Source organism: Hymenobacter swuensis DY53 (genome assembly GCF_000576555.1).
Classification (GTDB): Bacteria; Bacteroidota; Bacteroidia; order Cytophagales; family Hymenobacteraceae; genus Hymenobacter; species Hymenobacter swuensis.
On sequence record NZ_CP007145.1, the window covers coordinates 2,413,893 to 2,428,231 of the forward strand.

General features: G+C 61.0%; 11 protein-coding genes. All 11 read left to right on the forward strand.

Annotation, left to right across the window (positions count from 1 at the left end; all coding sequences use genetic code 11):
• Positions 1-37 precede the first annotated feature (37 nt).
• The 11 genes from pnp (at position 38) to HSW_RS11710 (ending at position 14,244) form a co-directional block, all read left to right on the forward strand.
• Complete coding sequence (pnp, locus tag HSW_RS11660) at positions 38-2,197, forward strand: polyribonucleotide nucleotidyltransferase (RefSeq protein ID WP_044002074.1); 2,160 nt, start codon at positions 38-40, stop codon at positions 2,195-2,197.
• A gap of 133 nt (positions 2,198-2,330) precedes the next feature.
• Positions 2,331-3,194 carry a sigma-70 family RNA polymerase sigma factor gene (locus HSW_RS11665; RefSeq protein ID WP_022823752.1) on the forward strand — a complete coding sequence of 288 codons (864 nt, stop codon included), beginning with the start codon at positions 2,331-2,333 and terminating at the stop codon, positions 3,192-3,194.
• A gap of 242 nt (positions 3,195-3,436) precedes the next feature.
• Positions 3,437-4,384, forward strand: coding sequence for a thioredoxin-disulfide reductase (trxB, locus tag HSW_RS11670; RefSeq protein WP_044004583.1), 948 nt, complete (start codon positions 3,437-3,439; stop codon positions 4,382-4,384).
• 123 nt (positions 4,385-4,507) lie between these two features.
• On the forward strand, positions 4,508-5,653 hold the full coding sequence (locus tag HSW_RS11675) for a peptidoglycan DD-metalloendopeptidase family protein (RefSeq protein ID WP_231501393.1): 1,146 nt from the start codon (positions 4,508-4,510) through the stop codon (positions 5,651-5,653).
• A 187-nt stretch (positions 5,654-5,840) separates the two neighbouring features.
• The gene (locus HSW_RS11680) at positions 5,841-6,992 is read left to right on the forward strand and encodes a helix-turn-helix transcriptional regulator (RefSeq protein WP_044002075.1); all 1,152 of its coding nucleotides are present in this window, start codon (positions 5,841-5,843) and stop codon (positions 6,990-6,992) included.
• A 31-nt stretch (positions 6,993-7,023) separates the two neighbouring features.
• Entirely contained in the window at positions 7,024-9,009 is a 1,986-nt protein-coding gene (locus HSW_RS25240; RefSeq protein ID WP_052346373.1) for a serine hydrolase domain-containing protein, read from the forward strand.
• On the forward strand, positions 9,006-9,725 hold the full coding sequence (gene bshB1, locus HSW_RS11690; protein ID WP_044002076.1) for a bacillithiol biosynthesis deacetylase BshB1: 720 nt from the start codon (positions 9,006-9,008) through the stop codon (positions 9,723-9,725). The genes HSW_RS25240 and bshB1 overlap by 4 nt, the downstream gene beginning before the upstream one ends.
• A 464-nt stretch (positions 9,726-10,189) precedes the next feature.
• Complete coding sequence (locus HSW_RS11695) at positions 10,190-10,882, forward strand: hypothetical protein (protein WP_044002077.1); 693 nt, start codon at positions 10,190-10,192, stop codon at positions 10,880-10,882.
• A gap of 35 nt (positions 10,883-10,917) precedes the next feature.
• On the forward strand, positions 10,918-11,370 hold the full coding sequence (locus tag HSW_RS11700) for a hypothetical protein (RefSeq protein ID WP_044002078.1): 453 nt from the start codon (positions 10,918-10,920) through the stop codon (positions 11,368-11,370).
• A 527-nt stretch (positions 11,371-11,897) separates the two neighbouring features.
• Positions 11,898-12,878 (forward strand): aspartate carbamoyltransferase catalytic subunit, encoded by a 981-nt coding sequence (locus tag HSW_RS11705; RefSeq protein WP_081768381.1) that lies wholly within the window; start codon positions 11,898-11,900, stop codon positions 12,876-12,878.
• Between the two features lie 88 nt (positions 12,879-12,966).
• On the forward strand, positions 12,967-14,244 hold the full coding sequence (locus tag HSW_RS11710) for a dihydroorotase (protein WP_044002079.1): 1,278 nt from the start codon (positions 12,967-12,969) through the stop codon (positions 14,242-14,244).
• The last annotated feature ends 95 nt before the right edge of the window (positions 14,245-14,339 follow it).

Below are 14,339 nucleotides of genomic sequence, written 5' to 3' on the forward strand. Positions count from 1 at the left end.
CTCGCCCGCTGCACGCTTTCCACAAGCACCCTCTCAGATGCCCAATTACACCGCGGTTACCAAACACATTACGCTGCCCGACGGGCGGCAGATTTCCATCGAAACCGGCAAGCTGGCCAAATTTGCCGACGGCGCCGTAGTGGTGCGCCTCGGCGACGCCATGCTGCTGGCTACGGTCGTGTCGCAGCCCAGCTCGCGCGGCGACGTGGATTTCCTGCCCCTGTCGGTTGATTACCAAGAGAAATTCGGTGGTGCCGGCAACATTCCCGGCTCGTTCCAGCGCCGCGAAGGCCGCCTCTCGGATTACGAAATCCTGGTGTGCCGTATCGTAGACCGTATCCTGCGCCCGATGTTCCCCAAGGACTATCACTACGAGGTGCAGGTGATGATTACCCTGATTTCGGCCGATAAAACCGTGCAGCCCGACGCCCTGGCCGCCCTGGCTGCCTCGGCTGCCCTCTCGATTTCGGATATTCCCTTCGCTGGCCCCATCTCGGAGGTTCGCGTGGCCCGCATCGACGGCAAGCTGCAAATCAACCCCCTCACCGCCGACATTACTCGCGCCGACATTGACCTGATTGTAGGGGCCACGGCTGATTCGGTAGCCATGGTGGAAGGCGAAATGAACGAAGTGAGCGAAGAGGAAATGGTCGAAGCCATTGCCTTCGCCCACGAAGCTATCAAGGAGCAGGTGCGCGTGCAGCTGGAGCTGGCCGCCGAAGTGGAGAAATCCCACGTGAAGCGCGAGTACCCCAAGTACGAGGAAAACGACGATCTGAAGAAGCGCATCCACGAGGGCGTATATGAGCACGCCTACAAAGTGGCGCACTCGGGCAACCCCAGCAAGGCCGGCCGCAAGGAAGGCTTTGGCGCCATTAAGAAGTCGCTGACCGAGAAACTGCTGGAAGAGCAGCCCGAGCTGGACATGAAGATGTTCGGCCGCTACTACTCGTCGGCCGAGAAGAAGGCCATCCGTGACATGATGATCAAGGAGCGTACCCGCCTCGACGGCCGCGCCCTGACGGAAATCCGCCCTATCTGGAGCGAGGTGAACTACCTGCCCGGTGCCCACGGCTCGGCTTTGTTCACTCGCGGCGAAACCCAGTCGCTGACCACCGTAGCCCTCGGCACCAAGCTCGATGAGCAGATCATCGACACGGCCATGACCTCGGGCTACAGCAAATTCATGCTGCACTACAACTTTCCAGCCTTCTCGACCGGTGAAGTGAAGCCTAACCGCGGCCCTGGCCGCCGCGAAATCGGCCACGGCAACCTAGCCCAACGCTCACTGAAGAAGGTAATGCCTTCCGACGACGAGAACCCCTACACCGTGCGTATCGTGTCGGACATCTTGGAGTCGAACGGTTCCAGCTCGATGGCTACCGTTTGCGCTGGTTCGATGGCCTTGATGGACGCTGGTATTCCGGTGCGTGCTGCCGTTTCGGGTATTGCCATGGGCCTCGTGCAGGATAAGGAAACCGGCGAATACGCCGTGCTTTCCGATATTCTGGGCGATGAGGACCACCTCGGCGACATGGACTTCAAAGTAACCGGCACCGAGAAAGGTATCGTGGCTTGCCAGATGGACATCAAAATCCAGGGCTTGAGCGCCGAAATCATGACGGCTGCCCTGCACCAGGCCCGCGAAGGCCGTCTGCACATCCTGCGCGAGATGGCCAAGACCATTGCTGCGCCGGCTGCTGAGCTGAAGCCTCACACCCCTCGCTCGCACAAAATGCTGATTGATAAGGAGTACATCGGTGCCGTTATCGGACCCGGTGGCAAAGTCATCCAGCAGATCCAGAAGGACACCAACGCCACGGTTATCATCGAGGAGAAGGACGAGAAAGGCCACGTAAGCATTTACGCTTCCAACCAGGAAGATATGCAGGCCGCCATCGACCGGATCCGGGCCATTGCCGCCACGCCGGAAATCGGCGAGACCTACAAAGGCAAAGTGCGCAGCATTCAGCCGTACGGCGCGTTTGTGGAAATCATGCCGGGCAAAGATGGGCTGCTGCACATCTCGGAGGTTTCGCACGAGCGCCTCGCCGCGCTGGAAGGGGTGCTGGAAGTAGGGCAGGAGATTGACGTAAAACTGCTCGACATCGACAAAAAGACCGGTAAATACCGCCTCTCGCGCAAGGTGCTGCTTCCGAAACCGGAGCGCGCCGCCGATACCAACGGTGCGGCCTAAACCGCCCCACCGAACTTTCGCGGGTACCGGGGTGTTGCTTTCAACTGACCCGGTACCCGCGTTTGGGTATCCCTCGTATACCGGACCAACACGACCTTACTAGCATCAACAACTCAACTCTCTCGCGCCCGCAATGAGACAGCTAAAAATCAGCAAGCAGATCACCAACCGCGAAAGCCAGTCGCTGGATAAATACCTCCAGGAGATTGGCAAGGTGGATCTGTTAACCCCCGACGAGGAGGTAACGCTGGCGCAACGCATCAAAGAAGGTGACCAGCAAGCGCTGGAAAAACTCACCAAGGCTAACCTACGCTTCGTGGTGTCGGTGGCCAAGCAGTACCAGAACCAGGGCCTAAGCCTGGGCGATTTGATCAACGAGGGCAACCTCGGCCTGATCAAAGCAGCCAAGCGCTTCGACGAAACTCGGGGCTTCAAATTCATTTCCTACGCCGTATGGTGGATTCGCCAGTCGATTCTGCAGGCCTTGGCCGAGCAGAGCCGCATCGTGCGTCTGCCCCTGAACCGGGTTGGCTCGCTGAACAAAATCAGCAAGTCGTTCTCGGAGCTGGAGCAGAAGTTTGAGCGCGAGCCCTCGCCCGAGGAAATTGCCGAAGTACTGGAGCTGACTACCTCGGAAGTGGTGGACACGCTCAAGATTTCGGGCCGCCACGTATCGGTGGATGCGCCGTTTGTGCAGGGCGAAGAAAACCGCCTGCTCGACGTGCTCGAAAACGAGGACGAAGAATCGCCCGACACTGGCCTGATGAACGACTCGCTCCGCAAGGAAGTGCAGCGCGCCTTGAGCACGCTCACCAAGCGCGAAGCCGACGTCATCACGCTTTACTTCGGCCTGAACGGGGAACACTCGCTCACGCTGGAAGAAATCGGGGAGAAGTTCAACCTGACCCGCGAACGGGTGCGCCAGATCAAAGAGAAGGCCATCCGCCGTCTGCGCCACACCTCGCGCAGCAAGGCCCTGAAGCCGTACCTGGGGTAAGTAGTTCTACCCCGCAGCAGAAAACCCTGGCCTTTGGTTGGGGTTTTTTGTTGAATACGTGTCGGCGGCCTCCGTATTATCCTGCTTTCCCGGCGTTTCGGACAAAGTGGCCGATGTGCAGAGTTGGCGCAATTTTCGGCAATACGGAGTCGCACCGGATGAAAACCCGGGACGCGTGTACTTTTGCATCCCAATCTTAACCCTTCATGGCGCTGGCGCAAGCTGCCGCTACTTTCTCCTGTATGGCGACTACCACTCCGGAACACATCAAGTGTCTGATTATCGGCTCCGGCCCGGCCGGCTACACGGCGGCTATTTACGCGGCCCGCGCCAACCTCAACCCCGTGATGTACCAAGGCCTGCAGCCCGGCGGCCAGCTCACGATTACCAACGACGTCGAGAACTTCCCCGGCTACCCCGACGGCATTATGGGTCCCGAAATGATGGAGGACCTCAAGAAGCAGGCCGCCCGCTTCGGTACCGATATCCGCTACGGCATCGCCACCTCGGTGGACTTCTCGGGCCACCCGCACCGCGTGACGGTGGATGAGAACCTGGAGTTGACGGCCGATACCATCATCATTGCCACCGGCGCCTCGGCCAAGTGGCTGGGGCTGCCCTCGGAGCAGCGCCTGAACGGCTCAGGCGTATCGGCCTGCGCCGTGTGCGACGGGTTCTTCTACCGCGGCAAGGACGTAGCCATTGTGGGTGCCGGCGACACGGCAGCCGAAGAGGCTACCTATCTGGCCAACCTGTGCAACAAGGTGTACATGATTGTGCGGAAAGGCGAGATGCGCGCCTCGAAAATCATGCAGAAGCGCGTGACCGACAACCCCAAGATTGAGGTGCTCTGGAATACGGTAACCGACGAAATCCTGGGCGAGCACGCCGTGGACGGCGCCCGCGTGAAAAACGTGCTGGATGGCACCACCCGCGACCTGGCCATTGAGGGCTTCTTCGTAGCCATCGGCCACGACCCGAACTCGAAAATCTTCCAGCCCTACCTGCACCACGATGAGCAGGGCTACCTGAAAACCATTCCCGGCACGGCCAAAACCAACGTGGACGGCGTATTCGCCTGCGGCGACGTGCAGGACTACACCTACCGCCAGGCCGTAACGGCCGCCGGCTCCGGCTGCATGGCCGCCCTCGACGCCGAGCGTTACCTAGCTGCTTTGGGCGACCATTAGGCGAAATGGTGAGTTAGTGATTCAGTGAGTTTGACGCCAAACACTATTCAAGGTGGCTGTGCGTTCAACCCACTAAATCACTAACTCACCACTTCACTATTTCACCATTTCACTGTTTTGCCCTTGCTGCATTTTTTGAAAACATGGCTGCTGCCGCTGCTACTGATCGGGCTGTTTGTAGGCTTGCCCGGCCAGCTGCTGGCCCAGCGCCGCAAAGTACCGGAGCCGAAGGCAAAAGCCGGTTCGGCCGGCAAGCGGAGCGACTTTTTTCGGATTAAGTCGCCCACTATTCGCTACGTGCGACCTGATACGACCATTCTCATTGAAACGGAGGAACTGCCCGACGAGGGCTCCGACGCAGCCAAATCCATCTTCTTCAACCCCGCTAAAAAGCTCTCTATCGTGAGTGAGGATACGTCCACGCTCAACGAGGGGGAGCAGCATATTGTGGAGGTAAAGGAGCAGGTGCAGATTGACTCCTCCTGGATCCAGGTGGCAGGGTATTACGCCATCTGGGATACGCACAATATCAACCCGTACCGGGTGGATGGCCGCCGCATCAAGGATACGCTAAACCTGAAACTGACGGAACCGGATCGGCAGCGCTACGCCAAAATGCCGCTGGTGAAAACGCCTCTGACCTCTGATTTCGGGTTCCGCGGCTACCGCTGGCACTACGGCGTAGACCTGGACCTGGAAACCGGCGACTCGGTGAAAGCGGCCTTTGACGGGGTTGTGCGCATTGTAAAATGGGACGGTTCGGGCTACGGCAACTATGTGCTCATCCGCCACTATAACGGCATCGAAACGCTTTACGGGCACATGCAGAAGTCATTGGTGACGCCGGGTACGTTTGTAAAGGCCGGACAGCTGATTGGCCGGGGCGGCAGTACAGGGCGCAGCAGCGGCTCGCATCTGCACTTTGAGGTGCGCTACGAGGGCAACCCCATCGACCCGGAGCAGATGTACGATTTCCCGGATTACCGGCTCATCAAAGACAACTTCCAGATTACTTCGGGCCTGTTTGCTTACTACAGCAAGTCGTTGAAGTACCGGGGCGGCAGCGTGCCGGGGGCGGCCAGCAGCAGTAGCCGAAGCAGCAGTGCCGCCAAGCCCACGCAGGCCCGGCGCATTGTGTCACACAAAATCCGCAGTGGCGATACGCTGTCGGAAATTGCCGACAAGTACGGGGTTTCGCAGGCCCAGATCCGGCGGCTGAACGGTGGCACCGCCGTGCTGCGCGTGGGCCGGACGCTACGGATTAAGTAAACAAGCTTCTTTTTTGATTTGTGAAAAGCCCCGCTGCGGTAGTAATCCGGCGGGGCTTTTTGGTGTCTCAGCCTTCGATTATCAGCCCGCTGCGTGGCGAAGATTATCTATCTTTTGGCAGCAGGTGCGTGCCGTGGTGTTGACGGCATGCACCGGTCGTTGCTGCTGAATATTCTGTCCGCTGCCCATGTTCGTCCACCTTGATCTGGCCCTTGTGTTTCACCTGTTCTGCATCGTGCAGGGGCTGAGTACGGCCGCGTACCTGCTGGCGGGGCCACGCCGGCCGGGCAACCGATGGCTGGGGCTGTTGTTGCTGGCCCTCACGCTGCAGGTGATTGATTATTTTCTGAGCCGCTCGGGTGTGTACTACCGCAGCCAGTGGCTGTATTTCACGCCGCTGTTCTTCTCCTGGGGTTTCGGGCCGCTGCTGCTGGCGTACGTGCGGGCGCCGTACGGTGCCCGGCCGCTGCGGTGGCCGCACTTCGGGCCGGTGGCGGGGCAGGCACTGTTCTACGTGGTGCTGGCAGTGCAGTCGTTTGATGCCAAAACATGGTTCTGGCTGAACGTGCATAAGCCCTGGACACGCTACCTCGAGCACTACGGGGCGGTGCTGTCGGTGCTGCTGTATGCGGGGCTGGCGCTCGGCTTTCTGAGCCGGCAGTCCCGGCCGGCCCGGTGGCTACGGCCGGGGTTGCTGGGTGTGGGCCTGTTCTACGCGGCCGCTGCCCTGGACCCGGTGGTGAACAGCGCCTACCTGCCCGCCGGGGGGGCAAAATTCTACCTCACCAGTCTGGTGCTGCCCGTGCTTGCCTATGCGCTGGCGTTGGGGGGGTGGCTGAAAAATACCGCTACGCCGGTGCCGCACTTGGTCGGAGCGGCATCGGCTGAAGCGGCATCTGGCTTGTCGGAAGTCGCAATGCCCGCCGCAAACGCAGCAGCTCCCAGCAAAGAGCCGCCGCAAGTAAACCCTGAGCAACTGGCGCGGGTGGTGGCCGCCTTCGAGCAGGAGCATGTGTTCCGCAACCCCGACCTGACCCTCGACAGCTTGGCGGAGCTGCTGGACCTGACGCCTAATGCCGCGTCGCAGTTGCTGAATGCCGGGCTGGGGCAGTCGTTTCACGAGCTGGTGAACGGCTACCGGCTGGAGGAGGTGAAGCGCCGCCTGCTGACTCCCGATGCTCGTCGGCTGACGGTGCTGGCTCTGGCCTTGGAAGCGGGCTTCAATCCCAAGACTACTTTCAACCGGGTATTCAAGGAAAAGACCGGCCTGACGCCCAAAGAGTACCAAAAGAAGTACCAAGCTACCCATCGGGACGATTCGGTGACGGCCGCCGGCTAGGTTTGCTGTCGTCATCATAGTCCTACCTACTATGCGCTTGCTTGTACTGCTGCCGCTCCTGCTGAGCTACCTGGGCTCTGTGCCTAGTCTCGCTCAGGCTCCCGCCGCTTCGCCCTTGCCCGCCTCGGTGCCCGCCCGCATCCGGGCCGTGGAAAACAGCCTGCTGCCTTACGTGCCGGTAGCCGGCCTGCCGGGCTGGAACCTCTTGGACCGCATGAAGCACCACCGCGTGCCTGGGCTCAGCATTGCCGTCATCCACAACTACCGGGTGGAGTGGGTGAAAGCCTATGGCTGGGCCGATACCACCCGTAGGGTGCCAGTAACGCCAGCTACGCTGTTTTCGGCAGGTTCCATTTCCAAGCTTGTCACGGCTGGGGCCGCGTTGCAGCTGGTGCAGTCCGGTAAGTTCAGCCTGGACACGCCCATCAATACCTACCTGAAGTCGTGGCAGGTCGCCGAAAACGACTTCACCCGGCAGCAGCCTGTTACGCTACGGCTGCTGCTGAGCCACCAGGGCGGCACCAGCCAGTCGGCTTACTTTGGGTTTGTGCCGGGGAAAGGCCCGCTGCCTTCGGTGGTCGATATTCTCAGCGGGCAGCCCCGGGCCGAGAGCCGGCCGGTGGTGGTGAACAAGGTGCCGGGCACGGGCTTCCAGTATTCGGGTGGGGGCTACCTGGTGGCCCAGTTGGCTATGATGGATGCTACCGGCCTGGACTTCGCCACCCTCACCGACGAGGTGCTGTTCCGGCCCCTGAAGATGCGCAGCGCCACGTTTGCCCAGCCTTTGCCGCCAGCCCTGGAAGCCCGCGCCGCCTGGGCGTATTCCGAAAATAGCTGGTTTAAGAGCATGCCCTACGTGTATCCGCAGCAGGTCCCGGCCGGCCTCTACGCCACGCCCACCGACTTTGCCCGGTTTGTGCTGGAGGTGCAGCAGGCCTACCGGGGCAGGGGCCGGGTGCTCACTCAGGCCTCGGCCCGGGCCATGCTCACGCCTGAGGCCGATGTTTCGCAGGGCACGTACCGGGAGCAGATGGGGCTGGGGGCTTTCTTGCTGCAGCGCGCCGACCGCACCGACGAGGGCAGCCGCTATTTTGAGCACATGGGCGTGAATGCCGGCTTTCTGGCCTATGCCCTCGGCAGCGTGACGGGCGGCAACGGTGTGGTGATTATGATGAACAACAACAACGGGGCGGCCGAGCTGGGCAAGGAGCTGCGCCGGGCCGTGGCCGCCGTGTACGGCTGGCCGGCCTTCCTGCCCGAGCCCATCCGGCCCCTGGCCGTGGCCTCGGCCGTGCTGGATGCCTACGCCGGCCGCTACCAGCGCGGCCCCGATGAAGTCGTGACGTTTCGGCGGGAGGCCGGGCACTTGGTCGAAACCATCAACGACGGGGCCGAAATCCTGGCCTACCCCATGGGCCCCGATACGGTGGCCTTCACCGATTACGCTATGCGCGGCGTGTTCACACGCGACGCGGCAGGGCGGGTAGCCGGCCTGCGGATTCCGGAAACCAACCAGCTGCTGCCCCGTCTCGCCCCCGAGAATCTGCTGCCCGGAGAATTCTTACGACAGGGCCGCATTGCGGAGGCCGTGGCTGGCTACCGGCTGCTTAAGCTCAACGAATACCAGCTTACATACATGGCCTACGAGCTGCTCAACGGCCACCCCGCCAACCTTCCCGCTGCCTGGGCCTGCTCACGCTGGCCCGGGAGCAGTTCCCGGAGTCGGCCATCGTTTTCGCCCGTTGGGGCGACCTGTACGCGCGCCAAGGCAACAAACCCCGGGCCATTGAAGCCTACCAGCAAGCCCTGCGGCTGTATCCCGAGGATAAGGATGTGCAGGAAAAGCTGCTGGCTTTGCAGCCGTAAGCAGGCCCAGGCAGGCGGGCTACCGCACTACCTGCTACTTTTGCCGGTAGCTGTGGCCCGAGCCCGGCACTCAGGCGGGCGTCGTCCGCGGGGAGGAGCCAGGCCGGGCTACAGCGTTCCTGTTGTGGCTTATTTTTCTCTCTCTGAATGAAACTTGATATTCTGGCCTTTGGGGCGCACCCCGATGATGTAGAAATGTCGGCTGCGGGTACGCTGCTGACGGCGGCGGCGGCCGGTAAGAAAATCGGCATTGTGGACTTTACCCGGGGCGAGCTGGGCACGCGCGGCACGCCCGTTACCCGCGCCCAAGAAGCCGAAGCGGCCAGCCGCATCCTGGGCCTGAGCGCCCGCGAAAACCTAGGCCTGCCCGATGGCTTCTTCCGTAACGACCGGGAGCACCAACTGCCCGTTATTGCCGCTATCCGTCGCTACCAGCCCGAGATTATCCTCTGCAACGCCATTCACGACCGGCACCCCGACCACGGCCGGGGCGCGCAGCTGGCCTCCGAATCGTGCTTTCTGAGCGGGCTGCGCATGATTGAAACCCTCGGCGACGACGGGCAGTCCCAGCAGCCCTGGCGGCCGCGCCTGGTGTTTCACTACATCCAGGACCGCCAGATTCCAGCCGACTTCGTGGTGGATATTTCGGCGCATTGGCCCCAAAAGTGGGAAAGCATTCAGGCCTACCGCACCCAGTTCCACGACCCCGAAAGCACCGAGCCCGGTACCTACCTCTCCACGCCGGTGTTCAGCAACTTTATGGAAGCCCGCGCCCGGGAGTTTGGCCACCTGATAGGAGTGGAGTTCGGGGAAGGCTTCACCCGCGAACGGCCGCTGGGCGTGCGGGAAATTACGGAGCTACTGTAGCTGTTGCGTGTGATAAAACCACGTCATTTCAAGCGTAGTGTAGCGAAGCCGAGGAATCTCACGTGCTGATGTTGGATTACTCTGGCAACCTCAGCACGCCAGATTCTTCGGCAAGCTCGGAATGACGTGCTGGTTGATAGGGGATTTTCTTGCTGTCTATTCACCCTGTGCTGCCTCAGTACGGAAAGAGCCCGGTCCTTCAAGGCTGGGCTCTTTGCATGAAATCCAGTTGGAACAAGAGAATTGCAGGAGTGTGCGAGATGCGTTGAAAGTCTGATAACATAGGGCATAAATTCACTTTAATACGTTGAAAAGCTTTTTTGTGAGGAAGAGAAAAGTCTGATAAGTGGATGAGTTGTAATGGCGCTTCGGCTGTCAATCTGCTACTTCGGGCATCTCTTCTGCGTCGGCTGTTCTTCAGGGCCGGCAGGAGGGAAGTTGCCCCACCTCACTTCCTCGTACCCATGAAACGTGTTCCTGCTCGCTTGCCTTTGGGATTGAAACTGGCCTTCACGGCTTTCCTACTGGTAATGGTGCCGGTGTACTGGGTGAATTACGGCCCCACCAACTTCCTGTACTTCTGCGACGTGTCGCTGCTGCTGTGTCTCATCAGCGTCTGGACGGAGCGCCGCCTGTCGGCTTCCATGGCCGCTGTGGGTATCCTGCTGCCCCAGGTGCTGTGGTGCGCCGATTTTCTGGGCGAACTGGGCGGCACCCACCTGATTGGTATGACGTCGTACATGTTCGACCCCAACCGCTCCTTGTTTCTGCGCGGGCTCTCGTTTTTCCACGGCTGGCTGCCTTTCCTCATCCTGTTTCTGGTGAAGCGTCTGGGCTACGACCGGCGCGCCCTGCCGGCCTGGACGCTGCTGGCCTGGGGCCTGTGCCTAGTAGCCTACTTCTGGCTGCCGCCCGCCGGAGCCACCGTACCCGACCCCAAGATTCCGGTGAACATCAACTACGTGTTCGGCTTCGATGATGCCCACCCCCAAACCTGGCTGCCCGCCCCGCTCTACCTCGTGGGCTGGATGCTGACGCTGCTGCTCGTCATCTATTTGCCCACGCACTGGGCGCTGCGCCGCTGGCTGGCCCCGAAGTCGGCACCGGTGCAGGCGGCGGCAGAGTACCCGGTCAAGTTGACACTGAAGCAGGGCTAAGCTTCGGTAATTTCTCTTCGGTGAACTATCTTGTTATGAAAATCACGCGCTTTACCGCTTCCGTTACCCGGCTACTCCTGATGTCTATCCTCGGCCCTGAGCAATTCCCGGACGCCGCCGCCCAACCCGCTACAGGCCGCCGCCAGCGCCTGGCCGGGGCGGCGGCTACCACCGCCACCCAGCTGCTGCCTTTGCTCAAGCTGCTCGATACCATCCAGCCCCAGGTGTGCAGCGACTCGGTGTTTCACCTGCGGCGGCTGAAAATTCAGGCTCACTTTGCGGAGGTACGCCAGGAAATGCGGGCAGAGCGGCCCCGTCGACAGGCCCTGCAATTCGCCCTCCACGCCCTCACCGAGCTGGTGCGCGAAGAAGCCCGTGACATCAGCCGCGACGAGCTGCAGCAAGCCGCCAAGGAAGTTGTGCTGGCCACCCTCAAAAATGCACCGGCCCTGCTGAACGCCGCCAATCAGGCGCGGTTGCTGGCGTGAAGTATAGTGAGTGAGGAGGTCTATTCTACCGCACCTCAGTTTGTTGCGCTTCCAGGCCGGTCCAGTAGCGGCTCCCAAAACGGCGTGGTATAGCACCCGTTGGGGCTAAGATGAACGGCTGGAAAAACAGGACGGAAAAAAATTACCTGCAACGATGCGTTACCGGGCGTAACAATGCCGTAGTTTTGCAGCATGCTTCAACCCCAAAACCTGTTGATGAAGCGTGGAACCCTGCCCGGCAAGGACCCGCGAGTGGACCAGAAGGTCTTCGCCGCCATCGGTTTTTCCGATTTTGCCGCTGCTGTTTCCGTTATTTTTTCTGCCTGTTGCCCCGCCGCCGTTTCGGATTTCGAAACGGTTTTTTTATGCCCCTTGGGTTCGTCGGACGCTACCGCTCCGCCCAACGCGCGGCGGCGGCCGGCGCCCCGGCCTCCACGGGTAGCTCGTTTCTCCGGCCTGGGGAATAGCCGATAAGACTTTCCATTGTCCGTTTTAGTCCGACAACCTCACTTTTCCTCACCTCCGGTATGGCACGTAAAGACCTCCTTGACATTGCATCCCTTCACCGGGAGGAAATCGAGTTTTTGCTCGATCAATCCACGTCCTTTAAAAAGCTGTTCACCCGCTCGGTGAAGAAAATCCCCGCCCTCGAGGGCAAGTCGGTGCTTATGCTGTTCTACGAGGCCAGCACCCGGACGCACTCCTCCTTCGAGGTGGCCGCCAAACGCCTCTCGGCGGAGGTTACGAACTTCGACGTCGCCCACTCCTCCATCACCAAGGGCGAGTCGGTGCGCGAGACAATTGAGACGCTGCAGGCCATGCGCACCGACTACATCGTCGTGCGCCACGGGCACCCCGGGCTGCCCGCCATGATTGCCCGCCAAACCACGGCGTCGGTCATCAATGCCGGCGACGGCGCGCACGAACACCCCACCCAGGCGTTGCTGGACGCCTTCACCATCAAGGAAAAATTTCCTGACCCCCGGGGCAAGAAAGTCCTCATCATCGGCGACATTCTCCATTCCCGCGTGGCGCGCTCCACCAGCACGCTGCTGCAAAAGCTGGGCGTGGAGGTGGCGTATCTCGGGCCGGGCTCCCTGGTGCCCAAGTACGGCCCGGCCACCATTCCCCGCTTCACCGACTACGAGGCGGCCATGGCCTGGGCGCCCGATGTGGTGTACCTGCTCCGCGTGCAGATGGAGCGCCAGGACGTGCAGTTTTTCCCCAACGTCCGCGAATACCACCGGGTCTACGGCATCACCACCGCCCGGCTGGCAGAAATCCGTGATAAGGGTCTCTACATCATGCACCCCGGCCCCGTAAACCGCGGGGTGGAGCTGTGCGATGCCGTGATGGACTACGAGCGTAGCCTCATCACCAACCAGGTCGAAAACGGCATCTCCATCCGCATGGCCGTGCTCGACTGGCTTACGCCGGGCGGGGACTTCCCGAAGCAGGAAGCGTATGCCGCCCGGCAGCAAGCCGGCTCTTCGCTGCTTATGCCCTAGGTAGCGGCTGGTGCCGCCCGCGTAGTATCATCTTCAACAGTTCGAATATTTCACCCACCCTTTGCCGGTTCATCGCACTCCTTACTCCATGCTCCTCCTTCAAAACGCCCGCATCGCCTCCGAAAATTCACCCGTACTTGTCGAGAGCGACGTTTTAATTATCGAAGGAATAATTCAAGAAATCGGCACCAGCCTGGCCATTCCCGAGGGCGCGCGCGTGATTGATGCGCGGGGCCGGGTGCTGATGCCCGGCATGTTCGATGCCCACGTCCACTTCCGTGCCCCCGGCTTCGAGAACAAGGAAACCATCACCACGGGTAGCGAAGCGGCCATCAACGGCGGCATTACCGGCGTGGTGATGATGCCGAACACCCGTCCGGCCCTCGATTCGGCCACCGCCATAGCCACCGTGCTGGAAAATGCCAAGCACCGCGCCCGCATTCCGGTGTACACCTCCGGCTGCGTCACCAAAAACCGCGAGGGCGAGGAACTGGCCGAAATCGAAGGCATGCACCGGCTCGGCGTGATCATGCTCACCGACGACGGCGACACCACCGCCGACCCGGCGGTGCTGCTGCGGGCCATGCAGTATGCCACCGAGTTCGGGATGTTTTTCGCCAGCCACTGCGAGGTACCGGAGCTGGCCGGGCCCCGCGCCCTCAATGAGGGCGTGATGAGCTACCGGCTTGGCATCAAAGGCTCACCGGCCTGCGCCGAGGAAATCATCATCGACCGGGACATCCGGCTGGCCCGGGCGGCGGGCGCGCACGTCCACATTCAGCACGTTTCCAGCAAGATGGGCATGGAAACTATCCGCTGGTGGAAATCGCGCGGCGACGTGAAGGTGACGGCCGAAGTGGCCCCACACCACCTGCTGTTCACCGACGAGCACATCGGCGACTATGACACCAACTACAAGATGAACCCGCCGCTGCGCACCCAGGCCGACTGTGACGCGCTGCTGGAAGGACTCAAGGAAGGCGTGTTCGACCTCATTGCCACCGACCACGCCCCACACACGCCCTTCGAGAAAGCCCAGGATTTCATCAGCGCGCCCAACGGTATCACCGGCCTGGATACGGCCCTGGTATCGCTCCATCACTTCTTCGTCGAGCCCGGCAAATTCGGGTGGGATTTGGTGGTGAAGCGTTATTCGGCCGAGCCCCGCCGCCTGATGGGCCTGCCGGTAGCCGCCATCGAAGTCGGCCAGGAAGCCAATTGCGTTTTGTTCGATACTGAAGCGGAAACGACCTTTACGAAGGAATTTATGAAATCCAAATCCCAGAACACGCCCTTTATCGACCAGACGCTGCAAGGACGGGTAGATATGGTGATTCTGGGGACGGAAATCCTGCTGGAGCGTTAATAGCTGGAGCTGCCTTTGCCTGCAACAGAACGTCATGCTGAGCGAAGCCGAAGCATCTCTACCGCTTCGCTCGCACGGCTGCAAATACTGAACTC

Bases quoted from the DNA above. Each gene is read 5' to 3' on its own strand.
- pnp (WP_044002074.1), top strand. From the start codon at position 38: ATGCCCAATTACACCGCGGTTACCAAACACATTACGCTGCCCGACGGG.
- HSW_RS11695 (WP_044002077.1), top strand. From the start codon at position 10,190: ATGAAACGTGTTCCTGCTCGCTTGCCTTTGGGATTGAAACTGGCCTTC.
- HSW_RS11710 (WP_044002079.1), top strand. From the start codon at position 12,967: ATGCTCCTCCTTCAAAACGCCCGCATCGCCTCCGAAAATTCACCCGTA.
- HSW_RS11665 (WP_022823752.1), top strand. From the start codon at position 2,331: ATGAGACAGCTAAAAATCAGCAAGCAGATCACCAACCGCGAAAGCCAG.
- HSW_RS11705 (WP_081768381.1), top strand. From the start codon at position 11,898: ATGGCACGTAAAGACCTCCTTGACATTGCATCCCTTCACCGGGAGGAA.
- HSW_RS11700 (WP_044002078.1), top strand. From the start codon at position 10,918: ATGAAAATCACGCGCTTTACCGCTTCCGTTACCCGGCTACTCCTGATG.
- HSW_RS25240 (WP_052346373.1), top strand. From the start codon at position 7,024: ATGCGCTTGCTTGTACTGCTGCCGCTCCTGCTGAGCTACCTGGGCTCT.
- trxB (WP_044004583.1), top strand. From the start codon at position 3,437: ATGGCGACTACCACTCCGGAACACATCAAGTGTCTGATTATCGGCTCC.
- HSW_RS11680 (WP_044002075.1), top strand. From the start codon at position 5,841: ATGTTCGTCCACCTTGATCTGGCCCTTGTGTTTCACCTGTTCTGCATC.
- bshB1 (WP_044002076.1), top strand. From the start codon at position 9,006: ATGAAACTTGATATTCTGGCCTTTGGGGCGCACCCCGATGATGTAGAA.